Raw genomic sequence first — 24,826 nt, 5'->3', positions numbered from 1 at the left:
GTGCGTGGATCGCCGCCCTCGACACGAGGCAAAGCTAGGGATCGCCGCGCGCTCCGGCCCGGATCCGCGCGGGGCGTCTGTCCGCTTTCAGTCGGTGAAGTACTGGAGGAAGTTCAACAGCACCCGGTGCGCCAGCGGCGTGGGCGCGATGCCGGACAGCAGCCGGGGAACGAACTCCCCCGCGGTCGCCCCGCGCTCCTGGGCGAGCGCGTCCAGCTTCTCCTCCCGGGCGAGGATGACCGCGCGCATGGCGTCCGTGGGCATCTCCGGGTGGAACTGCACGCCGCGCACGTTGGGGCGGAAGGCGATGGCCTGGGCCGCCGTGTTGGCGTTGCCCGCGAGCACCGTGGCGCCCTCGGGAAGCTGGACGACGATGTCCTCGTGCGTGGCCTGGACGGCGAAGCGCTCCGGCAGGCCCGCGAAGAGCGGATCCTCGCGGCCTTCTTGCGACAGCGTCACCTCCACGGTGCCCGTCTCGCGGCCCTGGGGATTGCGCGCCACCTTGCCGCCGTACTGTTCAGCGAGCAGCTGTTGGCCAAAGCACACGCCGAGCACGGGGATGCCCTGCTCGCCCGCCTCCACCATGAAGGCGCCGGCGCGCTCCATCCATGGCTCGCGCTGCGTCACGGAGAGGGGAGAGCCCGTCATCATCACGGCGTCATAGCCGCGCGCGTCCTTTGGCAGGGGCGCGCCCTGGTGCACCGGGAGGATGTCGAAGCGTTGGCCGGACAGTCCGATGGTTTGCAGAAACCACCGATCGTAGTCGCCCACTGACAGCCGCACGGACTCCGCCGCGTCGCCGGCTTTCAGGAGCAGGACGTTCTTCATGGGGGCAGCTTGCCGCGTCATGGGGCCATTCCTACCGTGTCCTGCCGTCCGTGTCCGGTGCCCGCCATTCCAAAATCGCCCGCGCGCCGTGCTCACCCAAAGGCTTCGCCATGACCGACGCTCGTTCGCTCACTCCCAAGCTCCCTGTGCTCAAGCTGTTCATCGACGGGCAGCATGTGGACCCCGTCGAAGGCGGCACCTTCGCGGTGACCAACCCCGCCACCGGCCAGAAGCTGTGTGACGTGCCCGCGGGCACCGCCGCCGACGTGGACCGCGCCGTGAAGGCCGCGCGTCGCGCCTTCGAGTCCGGGCCCTGGAGCAAGATGACCGGCCGTGAGCGCGGCAAGCTCATCCGCAAGCTGGCGGACCTGCTCTTCGAGCGCCGCGAGGAGTTCGCGCTCGTCGAGTCGCTGAACAACGGCAAGACCTTCAAGGACGCCATCCGGGGCGACGTGGCCCCGGGCGCCGCGACGCTCGCGAACTTCGCGGACATGGCCAGCACCATCATGGGCGAGGTGCTGCCCGTGGACGGTCCCTTCCACACCTACGCGCTCAAGGAGCCGGTGGGCGTGGTGGGCGCCATCATCCCGTGGAACTACCCCACGTGCATGCTCGGCTGGAAGCTGGGGCCCGCGCTGGCCTCCGGCTGCACGGTGGTGGTGAAGCCCTCCGAATACACGCCGCTCACCGCGCTGAAGCTGGGCGCGCTGGCGCTGGAGGCGGGCTTCCCGCCGGGCGTCATCAACATCGTGACGGGCCTGGGCGACCCCGCGGGCGAGGCCATCGCCCGGCACCCGGACGTGGATAAGATCTCCTTCACGGGCTCTGGCCGCACCGCGCGCCGGCTGCTCCAGGCGTCCGCCGCGACCAACCTGAAGAAGCTGACGCTGGAGCTGGGCGGCAAGAGCCCGCAGATCATCTTCGCGGACGCGGACTTCGACCGCGCGGTGGAGGCGTGCTTCTGGGGCATCTTCGGCAACAAGGGTGAGACGTGCAACGCGGGCAGCCGCGTGCTGGTGCACGAGAAGGCCTACGAGCCCTTCGTCGCGAAGCTCGCGGAGAAGGCGCGCGCGCTGAAGGTGGGCGACCCGCTGGATGCGTCCACGGAGATGGGCGCGCTGGTGAGCCAGAAGCAGATGGAGATGGTGCTGGGCTACATCGAGAGCGGCAATCGGCAGGGCGCGAAGCTGCTCGCTGGCGGCAACCGCGACACCGAGGGCTTCAAGGCGAAGGGCTGCTTCGTGCGGCCCACCATCTTCGGTGACGTGAAGCCGGACATGAAGATCGCCCAGGAGGAGATCTTCGGGCCGGTGCTCAGCTGCCTGCGCTTCCGCGACGACGCGGAGGCGATGGCGCTGGCGAACAACACGCCCTACGGCCTGGCCGCGTCCATCTGGACGGGCGACGTGGCCAAGGCGCACGCGCTGGCGAAGCAGGTGAAGAGCGGCGTGGTGTGGATCAACTGCTTCAACGAGTTCGACGACGCGGCGCCCTTCGGTGGCTACAAGGAATCCGGCTGGGGCCGGGACCTGTCCCACTTCGCGCTGGATGGCTACCTCCAGACGAAGGCCGTGTGGACGAAGCTGCCGTCGCCCTGAAGCCCGCGCCGTCCTCCCGCTGCGCCCCACCGAAGCAATCCGAATGACGAAAAGGAAGGTCCCGATGGCGTCGCGTCCCAAGGCCAAGGTGCTCCCCCATCCGGCGATGGCCCGCCGTGTCCGTGCGAAGGAGAAGAGCCCGGTCACGGAGCGCGCGGCGGCCGGTCAGCCGGACGACCTGGAGTCCACGCGCCGGTGGATGGAGGAGCGCAACGTCCGCAAGGTGAAGGTGGGCGCGGTGGACGTGGATGGCGTCTGGCGCGGCAAGTACATCTCCCTGGAGAAGTTCTTCAGCGCCGCGAAGAGCAACATGGGCTTCTGCGACGTCGTCTTCGGGTGGGACCTGGGCGATGAGCTGCTCGACAACACGAAGGTGACGGGCTGGCACACGGGCTACCCGGACACGCCCGCGAAGGTGGACCTGTCCACCGCGCGCATCATCCCGTGGGAGCCGGACACCGCGGCGTTCCTGCTCGACTTCGTGAACGCGGACGGAACGCCCTTGGAGGCGAGCCCCCGCCAGCTCCTCCAGAAGGTGGGGCAGCGCGCGCGCAAGCTGGGCTTCCTGCCGAAGTTCGGCTCCGAGTACGAGTTCTTCCTCTTCAAGGAGAGCCCGCAGAGCCTGCATGAGAAGGGCTTCAAGGGCCTCACGCCGCTGACGCCGGGCATGTTCGGCTACTCGTGGCTGCGCACGTCCATGAACGCGCCGCTGGTGCACGCCATCATCGACGGCTGCAACGCGTACGGGCTCGACATCGAGGGCTTCCACACGGAGACGGGCCCCGGCGTCTTCGAGGCCGCCATCCGCTACGACACGCTGGAGCTGGCCGCGGACCGCGCCGCGCTGTTCAAGACGGTGGTGAAGGAGATCTGTGCGCGCCACGGCGTGGCCGCGTGCTTCATGGCGAAGGTGGACCCGAAGCTGCCCGGCTGTTCGGGCCACGTGCACCAGTCGCTGTGGAACCTGAAGGGGGAGGACAACCTCTTCCATGATCCGTCCCAGAAGCACGGGATGAGCAAGCTGATGCGGCACTACATCGGCGGGCAGGTGGCGCTGATGCCGGAGCTCACGGCGCTCTACTGGCCCACCATCAACAGCTACAAGCGCAGCGTGGAGAACACCTGGGCGCCCACCACCGCGACGTGGGGCCTGGAGAACCGCACTTGCGCCATCCGCGTCATCGGCGACAGCGGCAAGTCCATGCGCATCGAGTACCGCCAGTTGGGCGCGGACATGAACGCGTACATCGGCATGGCGACCAGCCTGGCCGCGGGCCTGTGGGGCATCGAGAACGAAATCGAGCCGCCCGCGCCCGTGCTGTCCAACGCCTACGAGGCGAAGAACACGAAGCCGCTGCCCCGCACGCTGAAGGACGCGGTGGCGCTCTTGAAGAACAGCGAACGCGCCCGGGAGCTGCTGGGCGATGGCTTCGTCGACCATTTCGTGCGCACCCGCGAGTGGGAGGTGCGCCAGTACGAGCGGGCGGTCACCTCCTGGGAGCTGGAGCGCTACCTGGAACTCATCTGAAGGAGGACCGTCCCATGAAGCATTTCGACATTCCCTCGGAGCCTCGCGTCACGGAGATGTCCTGGCCCACGCGCATCGTGTTCGGCGCGGGCGCGCTCCAGCGACTGCCCGCGCACGCGGCGCGGGTGAACATGAAGCGCCCCCTGCTGGTGACGGACGGGGGCGTGGTGAAGGCGGGCCTCGCCACGCGTGTGACGGACGTGCTCAAGGCCGCGGGCCTGGACTGCGCCGTCTTCGACCGCGTGGAGCCCAACCCCACCGAGCGTGACGTGTTCGCGGGCCTGGAGGCGTACCGCGCGCACAAGAGCGACGGCATCATCGCCCTGGGTGGTGGCAGCGCGCTGGACGCGGGCAAGCTGGTGCAGTTGCTCACCACGCACGAGCCGCCGCTCAGTCGCTACGACGACGCGAAGGGCGGCGACCAGTACGTGCGCGACGACCTGCCACCGCTCATCGCCATTCCCACGACCGCGGGCACGGGGTCGGAGGTGGGGCGCTCCGGCGTGGTGACGCTGGCGGACACGGGCCGCAAGACGGTCATCTTCAGCCCTTACCTGCTGCCGAAGGCGGCCATCATCGACCCGGAGCTGACGCTGGGCCTGCCCCCGGCGGTGACGGCGGCCACGGGCATGGACGCGCTCACGCACTGCATCGAGGCGTACCTCGCCAACGGCTTCCATCCGCTCGCGGACGCGGTGGCCATCGACGGGGTGATGCGCGTGGGCCGCTCGCTGGAGACGGCGGTGAAGGAAGGCCGCGACCTGGCGGCGCGCACGGACATGATGGCGGCGGCGATGGAGGGCGCCATGGCCTTCCAGAAGGGCCTGGGCGCAAGCCACGCGCTGGCCCACGCCCTCACGCCCATCTCCGGCGTGCCGCACGGCCTGGCGAACGCCATCGTCCTGCCGGTGGTGATGGAGTTCAATCGCGCGGCGTGCACGGCGCGGCTGGCGCGCATCGCCACCGCGCTGGGTGACACGTCCAACGCTCGAGAGGAAGTGCTCGCGGGCAACGCCATCGACCGCGTGCGCAAGCTGGCGGCGACCATCGGGATTCCCACGCGCCTGCGCGACGCGGGCGTGAAGGAGAAGGACCTGGAGCACATCGCGCAGAAGGCGTTCCTGGATGCCTCACACCAGGGCAATCCGCGCGCTGTCACGGAAGCGGACCTGCTGGCCATGGCCCGCGAGGCGTACTGAGCCGTCTTCACTCCAAGCCGATTTCAGATTGTTTCTTGCGGGGCCGCTCCGAGGGGAATCGGGGTGGCCCCGCGTGCTTGGAGCCGTTGAATCAATCGGGGCCCCCCTGCGTCAGAAGGTTCAGAACGCAGCAACACAGCGGTTCCCGGAGGCGGTCATGAACGCGATGCTCAAGAAGATGATGGTGGTGGTGGCTCTCGTCGCAAGCAGCCCGGTGATGGCCCAGAACGTCCACGGCGCGTCCTCGCTCGTGAGCCGCCAGGACCAGAGCCGCATGGAGCGCGAGCGTCAGGAGCGCGAACGGCAGGTCCGGTTGGAGCGCCAGCGCCAGGAGCGTGAGCGTCAGGCCCGCATGGAGCGCGAGCGGCAGGAACGGGAACGGCAGGCGCGGTTGGAGCGGGAGCGCCAGGAGCGCGAGCGCGTGGCCCGGCTGGAGCGCGAGCGGCAGGAGCGCGAGCGGCAGGCCCGGCTGGAGCGGGAGCGGCAGCAGCGCGAACGGCTGGCCCAGCGCGGCGGCTGGAGCACCAACGCGAAGTCCAACGGCGGCTGGCTGAACTGATCCGGTACGAGGACCTCTCACCGGATGCCACCCACTGAAGCGGTACCGAAGCCCGGGGGCGGGTCATCCACCCTCGGGCTTCGTCGCGTCCGGGGTCAGTCGTCCACGGGCTCCACGAGCTCCATGCTGCCACCGCCGCTCATGGGGCCGGTGCCACCGTCGGACGTCACCACGCCGCCCGCGCCCACCACGCCGCCGGTCATCTCCGGTTCGCCCGTTTCGGGGGTGAACTCCAGCGTCTCCACGAAGACGCGTCCCGGCAGGCGCATGTCCATGGCGGTGACGCGCTCCTTGTCGCGCAAGTCGTAGAGCTGCTGCGCCACCGGGCCCGCCTGCACGCGCTCGTCGGAGAAGAAGACGTAGACGCGCACCTTCCCCTCCTGCACGGGGATCCGGAAGCTGGTGTTCGCGACGGGCCTGTTCGCGTCACAGCGGATGGAGCGGTTCTCGCGCGTGAGCGTGAGCTGCCGGATGACGCCCTTCTCGGACATCGTGTACAGCAGGCAGTAGGGCAGTTGCCCTTCGGAGGGGATGACCTCCATCGTCGCCGAGCCCGTCTTCTTCAACTGGACCCGCGAGGATTTGTCGGGCGATTTCGCTTCGTTGCAGGCCGCGCCCAACGCCAGCACCGCCACCAAGACCGTCCAGCGCGTCATGTGTCCCTCCTCAGGGAGCTTGGATTGGCGCAACACCCTTGAGCCTACTCCGGCCCCACGCCCTCCAGTCCGTGGCGGTGTCCACGAATGCACGCAAGCCTGCAGAGTGCACGGTCGTGCACATGGCTTCCTGCGTCATCCAGGTGCGAAGGCCTATTCGGGGCGCTGGTAGACGATGACCTGCGGCGTTTCGTCCAGGTACAGCCCGGTGACGGGCGTGCGCGTGCCGAAGGCCTGCCACGTGAGGAACTCGTGCTCGCGGAACTCCTGGTGGTACTGGTACGCGACGATGTCCGCGTCGAACGGGCTGTTCACCGCTCGCACGTCAGCACGGAGCATCCCGTTGCGCTGGTAGTCGCGGAACGAGAAGCCGTTCACCTCGTGCAGGTAGACGCGCGCGCCCGGCTTCGCGTGCTCGTTGATCCACGGCAGCACGCCCGTGACGTGGCTGGACCAGAACTGCCGCTGCATGCCCAGCGTCGCCGCTCCCGCCTGTCCACCCGCCAGCTCTGAATATGCCGCCGTGCCGTACGGAAACACGTGCACCAGCGCCAGCAGCGCGGGCAGCAGCAGCAGCGCGAACACCGGCACCGTCACGGCGAACGAAGGCAGAGTGGGTCGCCGCGTCTTCAGCACCTCCCACAGCGCGAAGCATCCGCGCGCCACCGCCGCGCCCGCGAGCATGCCCAGGAAGGGCATGGACGGAAACCAGTGCTTCACGCCACCGAAGTGCGGCACCTGCGGGTGGCTGATGACGAGCATGGACGTCACCGCGTTGACGCCCACCAGGGCTTCGGTGGCGGTGGGCATCCGCACCCAGTCGCGCGTGCGCGCGCTCAGGCTCAAGAGCGCACGGCCCGCGAGCGCGAGGAACCCCGTCACCATGGGCGCGAAGAGGCTGGTGGGCACCGTCAGCGCCGTCTTCACGAGGACGTAGGTGAGCGGGAAGGGCGGCCCGCGCATCAGCGTGCCCAGGTAGAACCAGGCGTAGTGGTTGTGCGTCGCGTGGAAGGCCAGGTACCACGCGGTGCGATCCACCGGCGCGTGCCACAGGTAGGGCCAGTGCAGATAGAAGAGCACGGGGCCCAGCACCGCCATCGCGGCCACCGGCACCAGGGCCCGCGTGACGGGCAGGCTCACCGGGGCCAGGTCGCGCAAGAGCCACACGCTGCCCAGCGCGAGCCCCACGAAGAACAGCGTGTGAGGGCTCAGCAGCAGGAACTTCTTCTGGAACGCCTCGCCGCCGCCCAGCGCGACGAGCAGCAGGCCGTAGAGCACCGCCACCGCCGCGAACAGGGCCACGAAGCGCCCCAGCCGGACGCGGGCCTCCGGCGCGCCTTCGCTCGCGCTCCACGCTCTCCACAGCGCGAACGGCGTCAGCACGAACGGCAGGAACAGCGCGTTGTGCTTGGTGGCGAGCGCCAGTCCGAACGCCACGCCGCACGCGATGCCCCAGCGGGTGTCCTCCAGCGCGCGCCAGAAGCAGTACACGACGAGCAGCCACATCGCGGCCACCGGCATGTCGAAGCACGCCAGCTCCGCGTTGAAATACTGCCGGGGCACCAGCAGGAAGGAGAGGGCGGCGAACATGCCCGCGGTGCGGCCGTACAGCGCGCTGCCGAAGAGGAAGCACAGCGCGGGCACCAGCGCCGCCATCGCGAACGCGGGGATGCGGAAGGCCACCGCGTCGCGCAGGCCCAGGCCGTCGTGGAAGAGCATGTGGCTCAACCCGAACAGCGTCTTCATCAGCACCGGGTGTTCGTGGTTGTAGTCCCACGCGCGCACGATGGCGCTGTCGGTGAACGCCTGCGCGGGCGCGCGCACGAGCAGCCGGAACCAGCTCGCGTAGCCCTCCGCCGCCGCGAAGTAGACGCTCTCGTCGCGCGTGAAGCCCACCGCGGCCTCGGTGCTCCACAGCGCCGCGAACGCCAGCGCCCACAGCACCCAGGCCACGAGCTTCTCGTCGCGCGTCGCTGCCCGGCCCATCATGGACGCACCCCCACCGCCGGCTCCAGCGACATCACGTCCAGGCACACCTGCCGCGACTCCGCGTTGTCCGCCTGCACCCAGACCTTCACCGTACGCGCGGGCCCGGGCGGCAACACCACCTCCGCCTTCTGCACGCCCTCGCGGCCCGGAGGAATGGGCACGTCCAGCAGCCGCTGGCCGCTGGCCGCGTCGTCCACGCCCAGGTACGCGGTGCTCAACCGTGGATCCTTCGGGTGCGCGAACTCGAAGATGATGCCGCCCTCCATGCGCAGGCCCATGCCGGCGGGGACGCCGTCGAACTCCGCCACCAGCCGCTGCGCTCCACCGGGCGCGTGCATCCAGAGGCAGTGCCGGGGCTCGTAGAGGATTTCGTGCCACTCCGCCGCGACGTACAGGTGCGGCGGGCCGGGGCAGCGGTGCACGCGTCCGTCGAAGGGACAGTCCGTGCGCGACCCGTTCGGCTGCTCCAGGTACACGCGCGCGCGGCTCGCGGCTTCGGAGGCCACCCAGTGCCGGGGGCGGTAGCGGCCGTTCTCATAGAGCCGCAGGGACAGCGTGCCCATGCGCGCCTCGGGCCCCAGCGCCTTGCGTCCGGGGAGGAAGGCCGCGTCGAACGCGCCGACATCCGAGCGGGGCAGCTCTGGCTGGCCCAGCACCCAGATGCGCGGGTGTTCGCTCAGGTCCGCCTTGTCGGAGCCGAGCCAGCCATGCACGGGCAGGTTGGGAGGCACGAAGAGCCGGGCGCGCTCGGTCCACCAGGGGAACAGCAGCACGCCGTCCCCAGGGCGCGCGTCGCGGGCCAGCACTTCCGCCACGGCGCGCTCATCCGCGTCCGTGGGCAGCCGGCCCGGCAGCCTCAGTTGGAAGACGAGGCACAGGAGCGCGACGAGCAGCAGGCCCCCCAACTCCAAGAGGGGCAGGGCGCGCAGGAGCCTAGGACTTGGCAAGACGGATCTTCTGCTCGCTCTTTTCGCGGCAGAAGGTGCAGAAGATGTGGTCGCCCTGGTTGAAGGACGGCGTCCAGGGTGGGTACATCGAGCAGCGCGGATCCAGGCAGTGGTGCAGCTCCCAGAGCGTGCCCAGCTGGTGCAGCGCGTGGCGCGCGATGGGCTTGAAGTCCTTCTCCAGGTCCTTGAAGGGCGCGATGGTGAGCACCGCCCGGTCCTTGCCGTAGCGGGCGAAGCCCGTCGTCGGGGCCTTGCCGCTGAGCAGCTCGCGGTCCTTCAGCTTGCGCGAGGTGAGCAGCAGCACCTTGTCGTCCTTGTAGGCCCGGACGCCCTTCACCTCATCCAGCAGCTTCTCCGCGTCCAGGGGCTCGGACATGCCCGCGGGGAGCTCCGCGGCGCCGCTGTGCTCGCTGCCCACGCCGAAGGCCGTGTAGAGCGTGCGGTTGAACTTGGCGAGCTGCTTGTCGTCGAAAGGGTCCAGCGTCACGACGCGAATCACGGGGCGTCACCTCGGCGGGAAGGCCCTCGCGGTGCCGGGCGCGCGCAACGGGCGCGACGCAGGCAGCCGGGAGGGCCGGAAGGTTTAGCGGTTCACTCGCCTTCGGGCGGCTTGGCCTTGGGCGGGCGGCCGCGCTTCTTGGGCGCGGCGGGTTCCGCGGGTTCGGCACCCTCGGGCGGCTTGGCCTTGGGCGGACGACCGCGCTTCTTCGGTGCGGCGGGTTCGGCGGCGCTGTCGGCCGTCACTTCCGGCTTGGGCTTGGGCGGACGACCGCGCTTCTTGGGCGCCGCGGGCTCGCCACCTTCGTCGGCGGGCTTGGCCTTGGGCGGACGGCCGCGCTTCTTGGGCGCATCGTCGGAGCCCTCCTCGCTGGCTTCGCCTTCTTCTTCCGAACCTTCCTCGGAGGACTCCTCCTCGGGCTCGGCCGGCGGCTCCTCGTCCGAGGGCAGGTCCAGCTCTCCGCCCTCCAGCCCCATGAGGTCGCCGTCGAGGTCCATGTCGTCCTCTTCGCCTCCGGGCCGGGCGAACTCGGCGGCGGTGCGCTTGGGGCGCTCGCGACCGGGTGGGAAGAGGACGATGTCGATGGAGTCTTCCGCGTTGGCCTCGGCGGTGCCGAGCGCGGCGGCGACCTCCGACACCAGCAGGTGCCGGGCGTTGTCGTAGAGCTCACGCTCCTTGGTGGGCAGTGGACGCAGCTCGCTCAGGACCTGGAGGCCCTTGACGACCTCCGCCAGGCCCAGGATTCCGCCCTGGGTCATGCGATCCAGGTTGGTGCGCGCGCGTTGCTTCCAATCCAGGTCGGCCTTGTCGCTGTCCGAGCGCAAGAAGGCGTAGATCTCCTCCACGTCGGCGACGCTCGCGACCTTGCGCACGCCAATGGAGATGATCTTGCCTTCCGGCACCATGACGACGGCGCCGTCTTCCTCCCGGCGCATGGTGACGAACGTGAGCTTCTGCCCCGCCACCTCCTTCACGTCGATGGCGGCAACGCGACAGACCCCCTGGTTGGGGTAGACGACCCGGTCTCCAACCTGGAGCTGGAGTGCAGCGGACCCTTCTGGCATGGCCCCCTCGTGGGCGGGTGTGATGAGCACCGAAGCGAGCGCCGGTCGTAGCACCGTGCCCCGCCGGATGCCACGAGATTACCGGGGAAGCTTTGTCATCCAGGCGGCATTGCGCTGTGCTTCCAACAACCGGCCCATCACCTCGTGCGCCTGAGCGTCCAGGACAGCGTCGATCTGGGCATCGGTCGGTCCCTCGTCCGCCATGCCTCCGGGCTGGGCATCCACGCGGGTGGAAAGTCCCACCGTCGCCACCACCGTGATTCCCAGCGCCAGCACCGCCGTCAGCTTCTTCATGAGCGTCCTCCGTTGCGGCGCAAGGGTAGGGGCGACGCCCGGATGATCAATTTTTCGGCAACAGGTCGCCTGCGCCCTGTAGCGGCCCGTGGCGCTTGGGGGCCCGCGCTACTGGTGCAGCGGCGCCACCGGTGTGACTTCCAGCGTGAGGCCGCCGGTGTTGTCGTCCGGGTCGTCGTCCGGGAACGCGAGCCGCAGCCAGCGCGCGCCCCGGATCACCGTGGGCCGGTTGACCTCCAGCACCTCCAGCGTGCCGGGCGCGGTGATGGGGGACTCCCCGTCACCGTGCAGCGCGAGCACCTGATCCACCGCGCCGCCGCCGAAGCCCCGCGTGCGCGCCGGTTCCGAGGGCGCGCGCACGACGACGCGGTAGGTGGTGGCCGGATCCAGCTCCCGCAGCGTGAAGCCCTGGTGGGGCGGCAGGGAGACGGCGTGGCGCTGCGCGTCCAGCAGCAGGGTGGTGATGGCGCCGCTGGCCTGCTCGCGCACGTGCACGTGGAGGGCGCCGCGGTTGTCGTACGGGCGGCCGTCCCACAGGAACACGTAGAGGACGGACGCGTTCTGCACCAGCACCTCGTCCGCGCCCACCACGCCGAAGCTGTCGCGCGCGGGCAGCGCCGCGCCGCCTTCCAGGAAGTAGGCCGCCTGGCCCACCGGCATGGGCCCACCCAGCGACACATGCCCGTTCGCGCGCAGGCCGTACGTGCGGGACGGATCCAACCGCATGCGCGCGGCGGCGGAGGGCGGCACGCGGAAGGCATGCGCGTCGGCGCTGAGCAGGAAGGGCCCGCCGGAAGGGTAGCGGGCGTCGGGGGATTCGAGGCGGGCGAGGGACCGCGCCGCGGCCGGGCGCTTCGGCGTCAGGCGGGCGTGGACCGCGAGCGTGGTGCCGCGCTCCGCCTTCACGCGCTGGTTCCAGGGCACCATGCCCGGCATGGACACCTCCAGCATGTGTTCGGCGTCCGCCTGGAGCTGGGTGACGAGCAGGGGCGTCGTCTCCTTCAGCTCCCGGCCGTCCACGCGGATGGTGGCGCCCGGGGGCGAGGAGCTGAGCTCCACCGCGAACGAATTGGTGCCCCCCACGAGCAGGCCCATCCACATGGCCAGCAGCGCGCCCAGCACCGGGGCGCCGCGCAACGCCCAGCCGCGCAGCGTGCGGGGCCAGGCGAGCGGCGCGGGCGACGACGGGCCTTGCGAGGGCAGGGGCTGCGGGGGCAGCGGCTGCGTGATGACGTCGCCCCGGGGCTCCCCGTGAGGCTCGGGCGTGAGGTGCCGGGGCGCGTCCGGCGGCGTCTGCACCGGGGGCGGTTCCGCCACGCCGCTCCAGCGGCCCACCTTGGCGATGAACTCCCGGGGCAGTTGCACGGGCCGACCGGCGTCCACCAGCTCCGGCTCGAAGAGGTAGCCCATGAAGTGGCCCAGCTCGCTCTGGGACACGTCCGGCGCGGTGACGTGGAGCTGCCGCGCCAGGGCCTCCGCGAAGGCCTGCGCGGTGGGGTAGCGCTGCTCCGGGCTGGTGGCCATCGCGGTGAGCAGGATGCGCTCCAGCGCGGCGGGGATGCCCGGCGTCCATTCGCGCGGACGGGCGAAGTCCCCCTGGGAGATCTTGCGGAGCACCTCCGGCATCGGGCCTTCGAAGGGCCGGCGCCCGCAGAGCATCTCGTAGAGGACCGTGCCGGCGGCGAACACGTCGGTGCGCGCGTCCAGCGGCTGGCCCCGGGCCTGCTCCGGCGCGAAGTAGATGTACTTGCCCTTGGCCGCGTCGTTCTTCGTCTCGCTGCGGCCGGCGAGCCGGGCCCTGGCGATTCCGAAGTCCACCAGCTTCACCTGACCCTCGTAGGACAGGAGCACGTTCTGCGGGCTGACGTCGCGGTGCACGATGTGCAGCGGCCGGCCGTTGTCGTCCAGCCGCGTGTGCGCGTACGCAAGGCCCCGCAGCATGTCGATGGCCACCAGCACCGCCAGCGGTGGCGGCAGCGCCAAGAGGCCCTTGTCCCGGGCCCGGCGCATCACGTGCGAGAGCGGATGGCCGTCCACCCACTCCATCGCGAGGAAGTACTCGCCCTCCACCTCGCCGAAGTCGAAGATCTGCGCGATGTTGCCGTGCGACAGCCCCAGCGCGATGCGCGCCTCGTTGATGAACATCGACACGAACGCGCTGTCGTCCGCGTAGCCGGGAAGGATCTTCTTGATGACCACCGGCTTCGTGATGCCCGCCACCGCCGTCATCCGGGCGCGGTAGATCTCCGCCATGCCGCCCGTCGCGATGCGCTCGAGCAGTTTGTACTTTCCGAACTGGAGGCCCGCGGAAGGCTGCGGCACGTTCGAATCGGCTCCTGCTGTGAACTCTGCGGGAAAACCGCGAGAAGCTATCATGAGGCCATTCAGACGCTCCGAGTGGAAAATTCCGGTGCACTCGCCCGCCCGCCCGCACCACGTCACTTCGTTGCTGCTCATCCTGTATGGCCTGCTGCTGGGAGGCTGCCGCGAAACGCCGCCTGCTCCCGCGTCCGCCCCCGCGACGCCGCCCGTGGCCCCCCTGCCTGCCGCCCCCGTGACGCCCCGCGACGCGGGCACGTGGGCGGATGCGGTCATCGCGCCCGTGTCCGCGCCAGCCTTCGGCGAGCCCCTGCCTGAAGACGGCCTCCGGCTGGAAATGTCGGGCGAAGAGGTGCGACTGGGCGCGGAATCCTTCGTGCCTGCCCGTGAACCGGAGGCCGCGCGGTTGGGCGAGCGGGTGCGGGGACAGGACGTGCTCCTCGTCATCCGTGACGCCGACACGTTCCTCGTGCATGTGTCCGAGCTCCTGGCGGTGCTCCAGGCGAAGGCCGCCTCCGTGTGGCTCCAGCACCCGGACGCCCCGCTGGCCTACCGCGTGGTGCTGCGCGACGAAGAGGGTTTCCGGACGTGGTTGGCGGAGGTGGCGCCCGGCAAGCTGCGCATCATCCAGCGCGCGGACGGCTTCGAGCTGACGACGAGCGTGGGCAAGTTGCCGGGGCCGGACCGCAACGGCCCCACGGTGCCGGTGCGCGGCGGGCGCCAGGACATCGCCACGCTCCGGCGGGAGCTCACCCGGCTCAAGGGTCGCTTCACCACGTCCGAGGACGTGTGCCTCGTGCCGTCCTTCGGCACGGAGGTGGCGCAGGTCGCGCGGGCGCTCGGCGGTACGTACGTCGCGCCGGAGGAGCCGCTCTTCGACACGCTCTGCCTCGTCTACCCGCTCTCCCGGCCGTCATCGTCGGGGGCTCGGGACGCGGGTTCCCCGTAATCAAGGACAGTGCAGCCTCCTGCCCACCGACCGTGCTCGGGAGGCCGTGGGCGTGGCGGCGGGCAGGGGCCGCATCCGCTTGAGGTGGCGCGCCCGTGTCGCTACTACCCCCCGCGTATCGCGCGCTCTACTACAGTGCCGCGCCTTGGATTTTCGTTGGATACGGAGGGCGAAGGCCCTCCCCGGAGGTCGTAGATGGTCGCCGCAACCGAGCCCGCTGCCCGTCCCCAGGATGTTCTCGCCGGGGGGACCTTCCTCTTCCAGGAGGTGGGCGCCACCCGCATCCTCACGCCGGAGAGCTTCTCCGAGGAGCAGCGCCTCTTCTTCAAGACGGCGCTGCAGTTCTGCCGTGAGCAGGTGCTGCCGCAGGCCGCGCGCATCGAGGGCAAGGACAACGCGCTCCTGCGCGACCTCTTGCGCCGCGCGGGCGAGTTGGGCCTGTTGAGCGTGGACATCGCGGAGACCTACGGCGGCACGGGGTTGGACAAGACGACGTCGCTGCTGCTCGCGGAGGCGATGAGCCTCCAGGGCTCCTGGTCGGTGACGTCCAGCGCGCACACCGGCATCGGCACGCTGCCCATCGTCTGGTTCGGCAACGAGGCCCAGAAGGCGAAGTACCTGCCGAAGCTCGCCACGGGTGAGTGGGTGGCGGCCTACGCGCTGACGGAGCAGGGCAGCGGCAGCGACGCGCGCGGGGCGAAGACGAAGGCGGTGCGCACGGCGGATGGCCAGCACTACGTGCTCAACGGCTCCAAGCTCTACATCACCAACGCGGCCTTCGCGGACGTGTTCGTCGTCTTCGCGCAGGTGGACGGCGACAAGTTCACCGGCTTCATCGTGGAGAAGGACACCCCCGGTCTCACCGTGGGCCCCGAAGAGCACAAGATGGGCATCCGCGGCTCGTCCACCTGTCCGCTCTACTTCGAGGACGCGAAGGTGCCCGCGGAGAACCTGCTGGGCGAGCTGGGCAAGGGCCACCGCATCGCCTTCAACATCCTCAACTACGGCCGCCTCAAGCTGGGCGCGGGCGTCATCGGCGGCATGAAGCTCCAACTGCAGAACGCGCTCAAGTTCGCGCAGGAGCGCAAGCAGTTCAAGGCGCCCATCGCCACGTTCCCGCTCATCCGCGAGAAGCTGGCCCGCATGGCGACGCTCGTCTACGCGGTGGAGAGCATGACGTACCGCACCTCGGGGCTCGTGGACGGACGGCTCGCCGCGAAGGAGCGTTCAGACGCGGACTACGACGCGCACGTCATCGCCGCGATGGAGGAGTTCGCCACCGAGGCCTCCATCATGAAGGTCTTCGGTTCGGAGGCCCTGGGCTTCGTGGTGGACGACGCGGTGCAGGTGCACGGCGGCGCCGGCTACATCGAGGAGTATCCGGTGGAGCGCGCCTACCGCGACGCGCGCATCAACCGCATCTTCGAAGGCACCAACGAAATCAACCGCATGCTCATCACCGGCATGCTGCTCAAGCGCGCCGTGAAGGGCGACCTGCCGCTGTTCGCCCAGGCCCGCTCCGTGTCGGAGGAGCTGAACCGGGGCGAGCGGCCCCGCGCCGGCCGTCAGGACGCGCTGGCCAATGAAGAGGTCGCCGCCGAGTGCGCCAAGCACCTGGCCATTCACGGCATGCGCCTGGCCGCGGAGGCGTTCGGCACGGAGCTGGACAAGCACCAGGAGGTCATGGCCGCGCTGGCGGACGTGGTGATGGACGCCTACGCGCTGGACTCCATGGTGACGCGCACCCGTCAGGCCGCGTCCAGCGGCGTGTTGGATCCGCAGCGCGTGGCGCTGGTGCGGCTGTACGCGATGGAGTCCACCACGCGCGCCTTCGAGCGCACCCGCCGCGCGCTGTGCGCCACGCTCAAGGGCGACGTGCTCGCGCTGGAGCTCAAGCGGCTCTCCGCGCTGGACGCCTTCACGGCGTATGATCCGGCGGAGCTGCGCGAGACCATCGTCGCGAGCCTGGAAGACGCGGGCGGCTACCCGTACAACCCGCTGTAGTCCTGGCTTGAAGCGGATGCCCTTTCGCTCAGGGCATCCGCGACACGGCATCCAGCCCGAAGCTGACCCGCGCCCGCCAGGGTCCGGGCGGCAGGTGCTCCAGCGCCATCAGCGCTTCCAGCCGCTGGAGCATGTCCGGCCGCAGCCGGCCGAACGTCGCGCCGAAGCCCGGGGTGACAGCCTCCGTCGTCCCCTTGCGCGGCAGCGACGAGGTCCACGCCACCTCTCCGTGCAGCAGCAGCGGGCCCTCCTTCATGTCCATCTCCAGGAGGAAGGGCACGCCCACCTGGACCTCGCGGGGCAGGGTGGGGGACTCCACCTCCAGGCCCACGCCCCCGCGCGAGATGTCCCGCACGAAGAAGTTCGGGGCCCGGGGGTCGCCTTCCTTCGCGCGCAGGTGCAGGGGCAGGCGCGGGAAGCGGCGCAGGCCGTTCTGCTCCTCCTGGGCGAAGATGTGCTGGAGCACCGCGTCCAGGCCGCTGCGATCCTCCGAACCGTCGTAGCGGATGGTGAGCTGGAAGCGCTCACCGGGGCGGGGCTCCACCTTGATGACCTCGCCCAGCACCTCCACCGGACGGGGCATGCCGCCCGCGTGCAGTTCGAAGGTGAAGCGGGTGCCCAGGGGCAGCGCCTTGCGCGTCTCCAGGGTGACGCCTCCCTGGCCCACGCTGCGGGTGTACTCGCCGACCAGCGACTGCGGCGTCTTGTAGGCCACCTTCAGTCGAACGTTCGTGTTCACGGGCCCACCACTCTCAGCCTGGGAGCGGAAAAACTCAAGTTTACCCCGCCTCCAGGGGTAGGCCGCCCCGCATGTGCCCTCCGGGATGTCCGGCGGCGGGCGCGCGGTGTTCCAACCTGTTGCGGTTTCTTGACCCCCCTGGGGGGGGCGCGTATGTATGCCGGCCGCAGAGGGGTAAGAAGTGGGAAGGAGTGGTGGTCCGACCCGTGCTGGGCTGAAAAGGTGGATCGTCCCGCGTGTTCCGAGGCGTCTATGAGCACCAGATCGACGCGAAGGGGCGCACCAGCCTCCCGGCGAAGCTCCGGGAGACGTTGGTGGGCGCCTACGACGAGCGGCTCATCGTCACCACGGCCCTGGACCCCTGCCTCCACGCCTACCCGGTGCGGGAGTGGGAGGCGTTGGAGACCGCGCTCGCCCGGCGCAACCCCATGGAGCCGGGGGTCAAGACGTTGATGCGGCTGTACGTGGCCAGCGCGCAGGAGTGCCCGTTGGACAAGCTGGGCCGGCTGCTCATCCCGCCGTCGCTCAGGACGTACGCGAAGCTGGAGAAGGACGTGGTGTGGGCGGGGATGGTGAAGGTGATTGAGCTTTGGAGCCTGGACGGTTGGGCGAAGGCGCAGGCGGATGCGCGCCAGGAAGCCACCTCCCAGGACGTGTTGCGGGTGCTGGGCGAACTGCGCCAGCCGTAGCCAGGAAGTCGACAGCAGCCGGTAGTTCTCGCCAAGTAGTGCTCCGGAAGGGTGGCAGCGCATGGACCAGTTGCAGGAGGTTCGACGGAACAGGGCGGCCCTGGCGGCTTCCGAGCGCGTGGAGACCCTCATGCTGGAGGGCGAGCTGGGCGAGGAGGAGCTCACCCAGCTGTGCGAGGACCTGATGCACAAGCTGCACCGGGGCATCCGCCAGGTGGTGGTGGACTTCGCGGACGTGTCGCACCTGAACTACCGGGGCGTGCGCCCGCTGATGGCCCGCACGGAGGCGTTTCGCCGCGCCGGTGGGGACGTGAAGCTGTCCGGGTTGTCGCCGTACCTGGCCGCCATCTTCCGCGCGGCCGGCGCCCACGACACCTTCGAGCTGTACCCGCACATGAACGATGCCCGGGCCGCCTTCTCGCTCGCGCGCGCTCCCTTCGTCTGAGCTCCCCCTGACCCCCGTGGACTTCCACCACCAGACCGTCCTGCTCCACGAGACGGTGGACGTCCTGCTCCCGAAAGAGGGCAAGGTGATCCTCGACGGCACCCTCGGGGGCGGCGGCCACACCGAAGCGCTCCTTGCCCGGGGCGCCACGGTGGTGGGCGTGGACCGGGACCCCGTGGCGCTCGCGGCGGCCACCGCCCGCATGGGCGGCAACGCGCGCTTCCAGGCCCGGCAGGGCAACTTCGCGGAGCTGTCGAGCGTCGCGCAGGACCTGCTGCCCGTGGACGGCGTGCTGGTGGACCTGGGCGTGTCCTCGCCCCAGTTGGACGTGGCCGAGCGCGGCTTCTCCTTCATGAAGGACGGCCCGCTGGACATGCGCATGGGCGACACCGGCCCCACCGCCGCGGAGCTCATCGCCATCACCGACGAGCGCGACCTGGCGCAGATCCTCCGCGACTATGGGGAAGAGCCCTTCGCGCGGCCCATCGCCCGGGAGCTCAAGCGCGCGCTGCCCCAGCGCACGCTGGAGGCCGCGGAGGTGGTGAAGCGCGCGGTGCCGCGCAAGGCATGGCCCGACCGCATCCACGTGGCCACCCGCACGTTCCAGGCGCTGCGCATGGCGGTGAACGGGGAGCTGGAGGCGCTGGACGCGCTCCTGGCGTCCCTGCCGACGCTGCTCAAGGTGGGCGGCCGCGCCGCGGTCATCTCCTTCCACTCCCTGGAGGACCGCAAGGTGAAGGAAGCCTTCAAGGCCCTGGTGGGAGGGTGCACGTGTCCGCCGGGCTTCCCGGTGTGCGTGTGCAACAGCCAGGGCAACTTCGCCCTCGTGTCCAAGAAGGCCGTCGCGGCTTCCGATGCGGAAGTCGAGGCCAACCCCCGCTCTCGTAGCGCGCACCTGCGCGCGGTGGAGAAAATCCGATGAGCAAGGCCCTCTCCCGCAACACCGTGTCCGTGGCGGGCGTGCTGATGCACCTGCTGCCCGCCGTGTTCCTCTTCACGCTCTTCGCCGCCGTGGGCATCCTCCACGTCACGAGCCGCGTGCTGGTGGTGGACATGGGCTACCGCCTGTCCAACGCGGAGGGCGACAGCCGCACGCTGACCCGGGAGAACGACCGGCTCAAGCTGGAGCTGGCCACGCTCAAGGCGCCGGGCCGCCTGGAGCGCGTGGCGCGCGAGCAGCTGGGCATGGCCATGCCCCGGGGCGGCGCGGTGGTGTCCGTGGCGGATGACCGCGTGAAGGATGCGCGCACCGCGCAGGCCCGTTCGTCGGCGCCGGCCGTGCGCGTGGCGGAGCGGGGTGCGCAGCGGTGAAGGACTTCAAGAGCGTGCGGGCGCCTGAATCCAACGCGAAGTGGCTCAAGCTGCGGGTCCAGCTGTTGTTCGGGCTGTTCCTCGCGCTCTTGGGCACCGCGTTCGCCCGCGCGGTCTACCTCCAGGTCTTCCAGCAGGAGAAGCTGCGCGGCCTGGCGCAGGACCAGTACGTCCGGCACATCGACATCCCGGCCCGCCGCGGAGACATCTTCGACCGGCGCGGCACGCCGCTCGCCCAGAGCGTGGAGGTGGACTCCATCTGGGTGGACCCGTCCATGCTCCCCGACGTGCGTCAGGCGGCGCGGCTGCTCGCGAAGGCCGTGCACCTGGACCCCAACGACGTCGCCTCGCGCATCGGCCGCGCCCGGCGCTTCGCGTGGGTGAAGCGTCAGGCGAAGCCGCAGGAAGTGGAGGCCGTGAAGGCGCTGGGGCTTCCAGGCCTGGGTTTCACCAAGGAGCCCAAGCGCTTCTATCCCCAGCGCGAGCTGGGCGCGCACATCGTCGGCATGGTGGGCACCGACGGCCATGGCCTGGAGGGCCTGGAGCTGGCGTTCGAGGACGAACTGTCCGGCCAGAACTCGCGCACCTCCGGCTTCCGCGACGCCAAGGGCCGCAAGCTGATGGTGCAGGGCGCGTTGGATCCGCTGGAGCGCCAGGGCGCCGCGGTGACGCTGACGCTGGACCGCCACCTCCAGTACGTGGCGGAGAAGGCGCTCGCGAAGGCGGTGGATGACGCGAAGGCCATCGCCGGCATGGCGGTGGTGTTGGACCCTCGCACCGGGGAGCTGCTGGCGCTGGCCAACAACCCGCGCTTCAACCCCAACACGCCGGAAGACGGCGTGAAGAACGCCATCCGCAACCGAGCGGCGCTGGACGCCTTCGAGCCCGGCTCCACGATGAAGGCCTTCGTGGTGGCCGCCGCGCTGGAAGAGAAGGCCATCACTCCGGAGACGCTGACCTTCTGTGAGAACGGCGCCTTCCGCATCGGCCGCCACACCATCAACGACACCCACCCGCACGGGTGGCTGACGCCGCAGGGCATCCTCCAGGTGTCCTCCAACATCGGCGCCGCGAAGGTCGCGGACGCCCTGGGCCGCGAGAAGATGGTCGCCGCCTACCACGCCTTCGGCTTCGCGGAGCGCACGGGGCTGGCGCTGACCGGGGAGAGCCGGGGCGTCATCCCGTTTCCGAAATCGGACATCTCGCTGGCCACCCAATCCTTCGGCCAGGGCATGACTTCCACCGCCGTGCAACTGGCGGCGGCCTACGGCGCGCTGGCCAACGACGGCGTGCTGATGCGCCCGTACCTGGTCTCCAGGGTGGTGGACCCGGACGGCGTGGTGCTGCTGGAGAACCAGCCCACCGAGCTTCGCCGGGTCGTTTCCCAGAGGGTGGCGCGGCAGGTCGTGGGCATGCTTGAGAGCGTGATGGTCAAGGGAGGAACCGCTCCCAAGGGCGCCATGGAGGACTACCGCGTGGCCGGAAAGACGGGCACCGCCCAGAAGGCGGACCCCGTCGCGCGTGGGTATTCCGACAAACGCATCGCATCTTTTGCGGGCATGGTGCCGGCCGAGGCCCCGCGCGCCGTGATTCTCGTGGTAGTGGACGAACCGAAAACGGACGTATACGGGGGGAACGTGGCTGCCCCCGCCTTCAAGGAAATCGCTACCGCCGCCATGGCCCACCTGGCCGTGCCACCGTCTCGTACGGTGGCACCCGCCGAGGTGGCCGCGGCCGCCGCGCTTCCGGTGCCCCCTCCGGCATCGAAGGCATTGGCGAAGGCCGTCCCTGTACGGGCCGTCCTGGCGGAAGCGGTGACCGAGTCCCCGGAGCCCGGCACGGTGCGTGTGCCGGACGTCCAGGGTCAGGCGGGACGCGAAGCCGTGGTGAAGTTGCTTGCCGCGGCGTTGGAGCCACAGCTGCAAGGCAGTGGACGAGTGGTGTCTCAAACCCCCCCCGCCGGTGCGCTGGTGGAGAAGGGGGCCCGGGTGACGCTGGAACTGGCGACGCGGCAATGAGGCCGTGTCCATTCCAGGCCCCGCATCAGCAATGCGTGTGAAGGGGAAGAGATGAAGCTGACGGATGTCCTCGCAGGGTGTGGAGCCGAGCAGACCTCGGGCGGCCGTTCCGCGGTCGACGTCACGGGAGTGACGCAGGATTCGCGGCGCGTGAAGCCGGGGGACCTCTTCATTGCCGTGCCCGGCCTGAAGGAAGACGGGGCCCAGTTCATCGGTGAGGCCGTGTCTCGCGGTGCCGTGGCGGTGGTGTCGGAGAAGCAGGGGCAGTCCTCGCAGGTGCCGTTCTTCAAGGTGAGCAGCGCGCGCAAGGCGCTGGCCCTCATCGCGGCGAACTTCTACGGCCGCCCCGCCGACAAGCTGACGCTCCTGGGCGTCACCGGAACGAACGGGAAGACGACGACGACGTACCTCCTGGAGGCCATCCTCGCGACGGCCGCCATGTACTCGGGCTCCTCCGCCCCGGGTGTCATCGGGACGCTGGGCTACAAGTTCGGCGGCAAGACGACGGAGCTGGCCAACACCACGCCGGATCCGCTGGAGCTGCACCGCATCTTCCGCGAGATGGTGGATGCCGGTGTGGAGAACGTGGTCATGGAGGTGTCCAGCCACGCGCTCGCGCAGGAGCGCGTGCACGGGCTGACCTTCAAGGCCGTGGGCTTCAGCAACCTGTCGCGCGACCACCTGGACTACCACAAGGACCTGGAGGAGTACTTCCAGGTGAAGCGCAAGCTCTTCGCGGAGAACCTGGCCGCCACGGGCACCGCGGTGGTCAACGGCGACGACGCCTTCGCCAGCCGCATCTACAACGAGCTGCGCGGCCAGAAGCGCATGGCGTGGAAGTTCAGCCGCCTGGGGCCCGGTGAGATTTCGGGCGCGGACGCGACCTTCTCGCTCAAGGGCATCGAGGCCACCGTGAAGACGCCCGCGGGCGACATCAAGGTGAAGAGCAAGCTGCTCGGGCCCCACAACCTGGAGAACATCCTCCTGGCGGCGGGCATCGCGCTGGGCGCGGGCATCTCGCGCTCGGACGTGAAGAGCGGCATCGAGCTGGTCTCCAAGGTGTCCGGCCGCATGGACCGCGCGGAGAACCACCGGGGCGGTCCCGCGCCGGCGGTGCTGGTGGACTACGCGCACACGGATGACGCGCTCAAGCGCTCCATCGAAGCGGCGCGCACGCTGGTCAAGGGCCGCGTCATCGTCGTCTTCGGCTGCGGCGGCGACCGCGACAAGGGCAAGCGCCCGCTGATGGGCACGGTGGCCGCGGAGGGCGCCGACCTGGTGATGGTGACCAGCGACAACCCCCGCACCGAGGACCCCGAGGCCATCATCGCGGAGGTGACTCCGGGCCTGGAGAAGGGCGGCCTGCGCCGCATCTCCGAGGGCAAGGCGAAGGTCGGGGAGAAGGGCTACCTCGTGGACGCGGACCGCCGCGTCGCCATCGAGAAGGCCATCAACCTGGCCAAGGACGACGACGTCGTCCTCATCGCCGGCAAGGGCCACGAGACCTACCAGACGGTGGGCTCGGAGAAGCACGCCTTCGACGACCGCGAGGTCGCCGCGAAGGCGCTGGCCAACCGCATCCCGGGCTGACCTCAAGGCCTATCGCCACCCCCTTCATGGCCGCTCGATTCTCCGACGATGAGGTGGTGCAGGCGACCGGGGCGACCCGCCGCGGGGACACTGTCCCCGCGGGGTTTCCGGACGTCTGCACCGACACGCGGTCGCTCACCCCGGGGTGCCTGTTCGTGGCGCTCCAGGGCGAGCGTTTCGACGCCCACGACTTCGTGGACGGCGCCATGCGCGCCGGGGCCGCGGGGGCGGTGGTGAAGAAGGGCAGGGCGCTTCCATCCCTGCCCGCCCACTTCGCGCTGTACGAGGTGGAGGACACCCTGGCCGCGCTTGGCGGCCTGGGCGCGCTGCACCGCCGTCGCTTCCGCATCCCGGTGGCGGCGGTGGGGGGCTCCAACGGGAAGACGACCACCAAGGAGATGGTGGGCGCCATCCTGGCCACGCGAGGCCCGGCGCTGAAGACGGAAGGCAACTTCAACAACGAGATTGGCGTCCCGCTGACGCTCTTCCGGCTGGAGCCGTCCCACGTGGCGGCGGTCATCGAAGTGGGGATGAACCAGCCGGGTGAAATCGAGCGGCTGACGCGCCGGGTGCAGCCCGACGCGGGCGTCATCACCGTCGTCCAACCGGAGCACCTGGAGGGGCTGGGCAGCCTCCAGGGCGTCGCAGAGGCGGAGGGCGAGCTCTTCCGGGAGCTCTTGCCCCAGGCCACCGCGGTGGTGAACCTGGACGACGAACACATCGTGCACCAGGCCGCGCGCAGTGGCGCGAAGCACCTGACGTTTGGCCGCGCGGAGGCCGCCGACGTGCGGCTCACCGGCATCCAGACGCTGGGGCGCGACGGCATGGTGGCCACGGTCCACTACGCCCAGCAGGACTGGCCGGTGCGCCTGCACTTCGTGGGGCCGCACAACGCGCAGAACGCGACGGCGGCGTTCGCGACGGCGCTGGCCTTGGGCTACTCCCCCGAGGAGTGCGTGCGGGGCCTGGAGTCAGCGCGGCCGTACGCGCGGCGGCTCAACATCGTGGATGGCCAGAACGGCGTGACGGTGGTGGACGACTGCTACAACGCCAACCCCGCTTCGATGGAGGCGGCGCTTGTCACGCTGGGCACGCTGGTGCCCGAGGGCGGACGCGCGGTGGCGGTGCTGGGCGACATGCTGGAGCTGGGCGCGGGCGAGGCGGAGGAGCATGCGAAGCTGGGTACGCTCGTCGCGAAGCACGCTTCGCTGGTGGCGTTCTTCGGGCCCCGGTCCGAGGGCGGGCTCCAGAGCGCGAAGCTGGGAGAATCCGCCGCGCACTTCACCGACGTGGAGCCCTTGGTCGCGTGGTTGACGCCCCGGCTCAACACGGGTGACGTGGTGCTGGTGAAGGCCAGTCGCGGCATGCGACTGGAGCGCGTGGTGGCCGCCCTGACGGGCACGGCCGCCCCCAAAGGGAGTCACTAAGTGCTGTACCTCCTGTACGAGCTCATCCAGAATACCGAGGCCGGGCGCGTCCTCAACTTCCTGCGCTACCCGACCTTCCGCATCATCGCAGCGGGTGTCTTCGCCCTGCTCCTGGGGATGCTCATTGGTCCGCGCCTCATCGCGCGCCTGCGCTTGAAGCAGCACGGGCAGAGC

Annotated in this window: 22 protein-coding genes; 13 read left to right on the top strand and 9 right to left on the bottom strand. The window is 70.1% G+C overall.

Features of this window, described 5'->3' with window-relative positions; genetic code table 11:
• Positions 1-87 precede the first annotated feature (87 nt).
• Entirely contained in the window at positions 88-849 is a 762-nt protein-coding gene (locus tag OV208_RS13980) for a glutamine amidotransferase (protein WP_267574333.1), read from the bottom strand.
• An 89-nt stretch (positions 850-938) separates the two neighbouring features.
• Here OV208_RS13980 and OV208_RS13975 point away from each other — a divergent pair, with 89 nt between their 5' ends.
• The 4 genes from OV208_RS13975 (at position 939) to OV208_RS13960 (ending at position 5,712) form a co-directional block, all read left to right on the top strand.
• Positions 939-2,426, top strand: a complete 1,488-nt coding sequence (locus OV208_RS13975) for an aldehyde dehydrogenase family protein (RefSeq protein WP_267574332.1) — start codon at positions 939-941, stop codon at positions 2,424-2,426.
• Between the two features lie 64 nt (positions 2,427-2,490).
• Positions 2,491-3,954 carry a glutamine synthetase family protein gene (locus OV208_RS13970; protein ID WP_267574331.1) on the top strand — a complete coding sequence of 488 codons (1,464 nt, stop codon included), beginning with the start codon at positions 2,491-2,493 and terminating at the stop codon, positions 3,952-3,954.
• A 14-nt stretch (positions 3,955-3,968) separates the two neighbouring features.
• Positions 3,969-5,153 carry an iron-containing alcohol dehydrogenase gene (locus tag OV208_RS13965; protein WP_267574330.1) on the top strand — a complete coding sequence of 395 codons (1,185 nt, stop codon included), beginning with the start codon at positions 3,969-3,971 and terminating at the stop codon, positions 5,151-5,153.
• A 157-nt stretch (positions 5,154-5,310) separates the two neighbouring features.
• Positions 5,311-5,712 carry an ATP-dependent DNA helicase gene (locus OV208_RS13960; RefSeq protein ID WP_267574329.1) on the top strand — a complete coding sequence of 134 codons (402 nt, stop codon included), beginning with the start codon at positions 5,311-5,313 and terminating at the stop codon, positions 5,710-5,712.
• 95 nt (positions 5,713-5,807) lie between these two features.
• Here the strand turns inward: OV208_RS13960 and OV208_RS13955 are convergent, their stop codons facing one another.
• The 7 genes from OV208_RS13955 to OV208_RS13925 all read right to left on the bottom strand — a co-directional run bounded on the left by OV208_RS13955 (position 5,808) and on the right by OV208_RS13925 (position 13,483).
• Positions 5,808-6,368 (bottom strand): hypothetical protein, encoded by a 561-nt coding sequence (locus tag OV208_RS13955; RefSeq protein ID WP_267574328.1) that lies wholly within the window; start codon positions 6,366-6,368, stop codon positions 5,808-5,810.
• 153 nt (positions 6,369-6,521) lie between these two features.
• The gene (locus OV208_RS13950) at positions 6,522-8,357 is read right to left on the bottom strand and encodes an ArnT family glycosyltransferase (RefSeq protein ID WP_267574327.1); all 1,836 of its coding nucleotides are present in this window, start codon (positions 8,355-8,357) and stop codon (positions 6,522-6,524) included.
• Complete coding sequence (locus OV208_RS13945) at positions 8,354-9,304, bottom strand: hypothetical protein (RefSeq protein WP_267574326.1); 951 nt, start codon at positions 9,302-9,304, stop codon at positions 8,354-8,356. The genes OV208_RS13950 and OV208_RS13945 overlap by 4 nt, the downstream gene beginning before the upstream one ends.
• Positions 9,291-9,803: a hypothetical protein gene (locus OV208_RS13940; protein WP_120538965.1), complete on the bottom strand. Its 513-nt coding sequence runs from the start codon at positions 9,801-9,803 to the stop codon at positions 9,291-9,293. The genes OV208_RS13945 and OV208_RS13940 overlap by 14 nt, the downstream gene beginning before the upstream one ends.
• 92 nt (positions 9,804-9,895) lie before the next feature.
• Complete coding sequence (locus OV208_RS13935) at positions 9,896-10,867, bottom strand: CarD family transcriptional regulator (protein ID WP_120538966.1); 972 nt, start codon at positions 10,865-10,867, stop codon at positions 9,896-9,898.
• 78 nt (positions 10,868-10,945) lie between these two features.
• A complete protein-coding gene (locus OV208_RS13930; protein ID WP_267574325.1) occupies positions 10,946-11,161 on the bottom strand; it encodes a hypothetical protein in 216 nt (71 codons plus the stop codon).
• A gap of 108 nt (positions 11,162-11,269) precedes the next feature.
• The gene (locus OV208_RS13925; protein ID WP_267574324.1) at positions 11,270-13,483 is read right to left on the bottom strand and encodes a serine/threonine-protein kinase; all 2,214 of its coding nucleotides are present in this window, start codon (positions 13,481-13,483) and stop codon (positions 11,270-11,272) included.
• Positions 13,484-13,535: 52 nt separating this feature from the next.
• Here OV208_RS13925 and OV208_RS13920 point away from each other — a divergent pair, with 52 nt between their 5' ends.
• Both OV208_RS13920 and OV208_RS13915 read left to right on the top strand, forming a co-directional pair.
• Positions 13,536-14,429: a hypothetical protein gene (locus OV208_RS13920; protein ID WP_324291380.1), complete on the top strand. Its 894-nt coding sequence runs from the start codon at positions 13,536-13,538 to the stop codon at positions 14,427-14,429.
• 195 nt (positions 14,430-14,624) lie between these two features.
• Complete coding sequence (locus OV208_RS13915; RefSeq protein WP_267574323.1) at positions 14,625-16,433, top strand: acyl-CoA dehydrogenase family protein; 1,809 nt, start codon at positions 14,625-14,627, stop codon at positions 16,431-16,433.
• Between the two features lie 28 nt (positions 16,434-16,461).
• Here the strand turns inward: OV208_RS13915 and OV208_RS13910 are convergent, their stop codons facing one another.
• A complete protein-coding gene (locus OV208_RS13910) occupies positions 16,462-17,172 on the bottom strand; it encodes a PilZ domain-containing protein (protein WP_267574322.1) in 711 nt (236 codons plus the stop codon).
• 236 nt (positions 17,173-17,408) lie between these two features.
• Here OV208_RS13910 and mraZ point away from each other — a divergent pair, with 236 nt between their 5' ends.
• The 7 genes from mraZ (at position 17,409) to OV208_RS13875 (ending at position 24,652) form a co-directional block, all read left to right on the top strand.
• Positions 17,409-17,861, top strand: coding sequence for a division/cell wall cluster transcriptional repressor MraZ (mraZ, locus tag OV208_RS13905; RefSeq protein ID WP_120532026.1), 453 nt, complete (start codon positions 17,409-17,411; stop codon positions 17,859-17,861).
• Between the two features lie 61 nt (positions 17,862-17,922).
• Positions 17,923-18,306 carry an STAS domain-containing protein gene (locus OV208_RS13900; RefSeq protein WP_267574321.1) on the top strand — a complete coding sequence of 128 codons (384 nt, stop codon included), beginning with the start codon at positions 17,923-17,925 and terminating at the stop codon, positions 18,304-18,306.
• A 7-nt stretch (positions 18,307-18,313) separates the two neighbouring features.
• Positions 18,314-19,228 carry a 16S rRNA (cytosine(1402)-N(4))-methyltransferase RsmH gene (rsmH, locus tag OV208_RS13895; protein WP_267574541.1) on the top strand — a complete coding sequence of 305 codons (915 nt, stop codon included), beginning with the start codon at positions 18,314-18,316 and terminating at the stop codon, positions 19,226-19,228.
• Complete coding sequence (locus tag OV208_RS13890; RefSeq protein WP_267574320.1) at positions 19,225-19,617, top strand: cell division protein FtsL; 393 nt, start codon at positions 19,225-19,227, stop codon at positions 19,615-19,617. Before rsmH ends, OV208_RS13890 begins: the two co-directional genes overlap by 4 nt.
• Positions 19,614-21,635 (top strand): penicillin-binding protein, encoded by a 2,022-nt coding sequence (locus tag OV208_RS13885; protein ID WP_267574319.1) that lies wholly within the window; start codon positions 19,614-19,616, stop codon positions 21,633-21,635. Before OV208_RS13890 ends, OV208_RS13885 begins: the two co-directional genes overlap by 4 nt.
• Positions 21,636-21,686: 51 nt before the next feature.
• Positions 21,687-23,225 (top strand): UDP-N-acetylmuramoyl-L-alanyl-D-glutamate--2,6-diaminopimelate ligase, encoded by a 1,539-nt coding sequence (locus tag OV208_RS13880; protein ID WP_267574318.1) that lies wholly within the window; start codon positions 21,687-21,689, stop codon positions 23,223-23,225.
• 26 nt (positions 23,226-23,251) lie between these two features.
• A complete protein-coding gene (locus OV208_RS13875; protein ID WP_267574317.1) occupies positions 23,252-24,652 on the top strand; it encodes a UDP-N-acetylmuramoyl-tripeptide--D-alanyl-D-alanine ligase in 1,401 nt (466 codons plus the stop codon).
• The last annotated feature ends 174 nt before the right edge of the window (positions 24,653-24,826 follow it).

This window comes from Corallococcus sp. bb12-1 (assembly GCF_026626765.1).
In the GTDB taxonomy this organism is placed as follows: domain Bacteria; phylum Myxococcota; class Myxococcia; order Myxococcales; family Myxococcaceae; genus Corallococcus; species Corallococcus terminator.
This window is presented reverse-complemented; position numbering and strand designations above follow the sequence as displayed.

What these genes read in the sequence shown, in the direction of transcription:
- OV208_RS13970 (WP_267574331.1), top strand. Translation starts at nt 2,491, where the DNA reads ATGGCGTCGCGTCCCAAGGCCAAGGTGCTCCCCCATCCGGCGATGGCC.
- OV208_RS13955 (WP_267574328.1), bottom strand. Translation starts at nt 6,368, where the DNA reads ATGACGCGCTGGACGGTCTTGGTGGCGGTGCTGGCGTTGGGCGCGGCC.
- OV208_RS13875 (WP_267574317.1), top strand. Translation starts at nt 23,252, where the DNA reads ATGGCCGCTCGATTCTCCGACGATGAGGTGGTGCAGGCGACCGGGGCG.
- OV208_RS13935 (WP_120538966.1), bottom strand. Translation starts at nt 10,867, where the DNA reads ATGCCAGAAGGGTCCGCTGCACTCCAGCTCCAGGTTGGAGACCGGGTC.
- OV208_RS13965 (WP_267574330.1), top strand. Translation starts at nt 3,969, where the DNA reads ATGAAGCATTTCGACATTCCCTCGGAGCCTCGCGTCACGGAGATGTCC.
- OV208_RS13960 (WP_267574329.1), top strand. Translation starts at nt 5,311, where the DNA reads ATGAACGCGATGCTCAAGAAGATGATGGTGGTGGTGGCTCTCGTCGCA.
- OV208_RS13975 (WP_267574332.1), top strand. Translation starts at nt 939, where the DNA reads ATGACCGACGCTCGTTCGCTCACTCCCAAGCTCCCTGTGCTCAAGCTG.
- OV208_RS13900 (WP_267574321.1), top strand. Translation starts at nt 17,923, where the DNA reads ATGGACCAGTTGCAGGAGGTTCGACGGAACAGGGCGGCCCTGGCGGCT.
- OV208_RS13920 (WP_324291380.1), top strand. Translation starts at nt 13,536, where the DNA reads ATGAGGCCATTCAGACGCTCCGAGTGGAAAATTCCGGTGCACTCGCCC.
- OV208_RS13880 (WP_267574318.1), top strand. Translation starts at nt 21,687, where the DNA reads ATGAAGCTGACGGATGTCCTCGCAGGGTGTGGAGCCGAGCAGACCTCG.
- OV208_RS13980 (WP_267574333.1), bottom strand. Translation starts at nt 849, where the DNA reads ATGACGCGGCAAGCTGCCCCCATGAAGAACGTCCTGCTCCTGAAAGCC.
- OV208_RS13890 (WP_267574320.1), top strand. Translation starts at nt 19,225, where the DNA reads ATGAGCAAGGCCCTCTCCCGCAACACCGTGTCCGTGGCGGGCGTGCTG.
- OV208_RS13915 (WP_267574323.1), top strand. Translation starts at nt 14,625, where the DNA reads ATGGTCGCCGCAACCGAGCCCGCTGCCCGTCCCCAGGATGTTCTCGCC.
- OV208_RS13950 (WP_267574327.1), bottom strand. Translation starts at nt 8,357, where the DNA reads ATGATGGGCCGGGCAGCGACGCGCGACGAGAAGCTCGTGGCCTGGGTG.
- OV208_RS13930 (WP_267574325.1), bottom strand. Translation starts at nt 11,161, where the DNA reads ATGAAGAAGCTGACGGCGGTGCTGGCGCTGGGAATCACGGTGGTGGCG.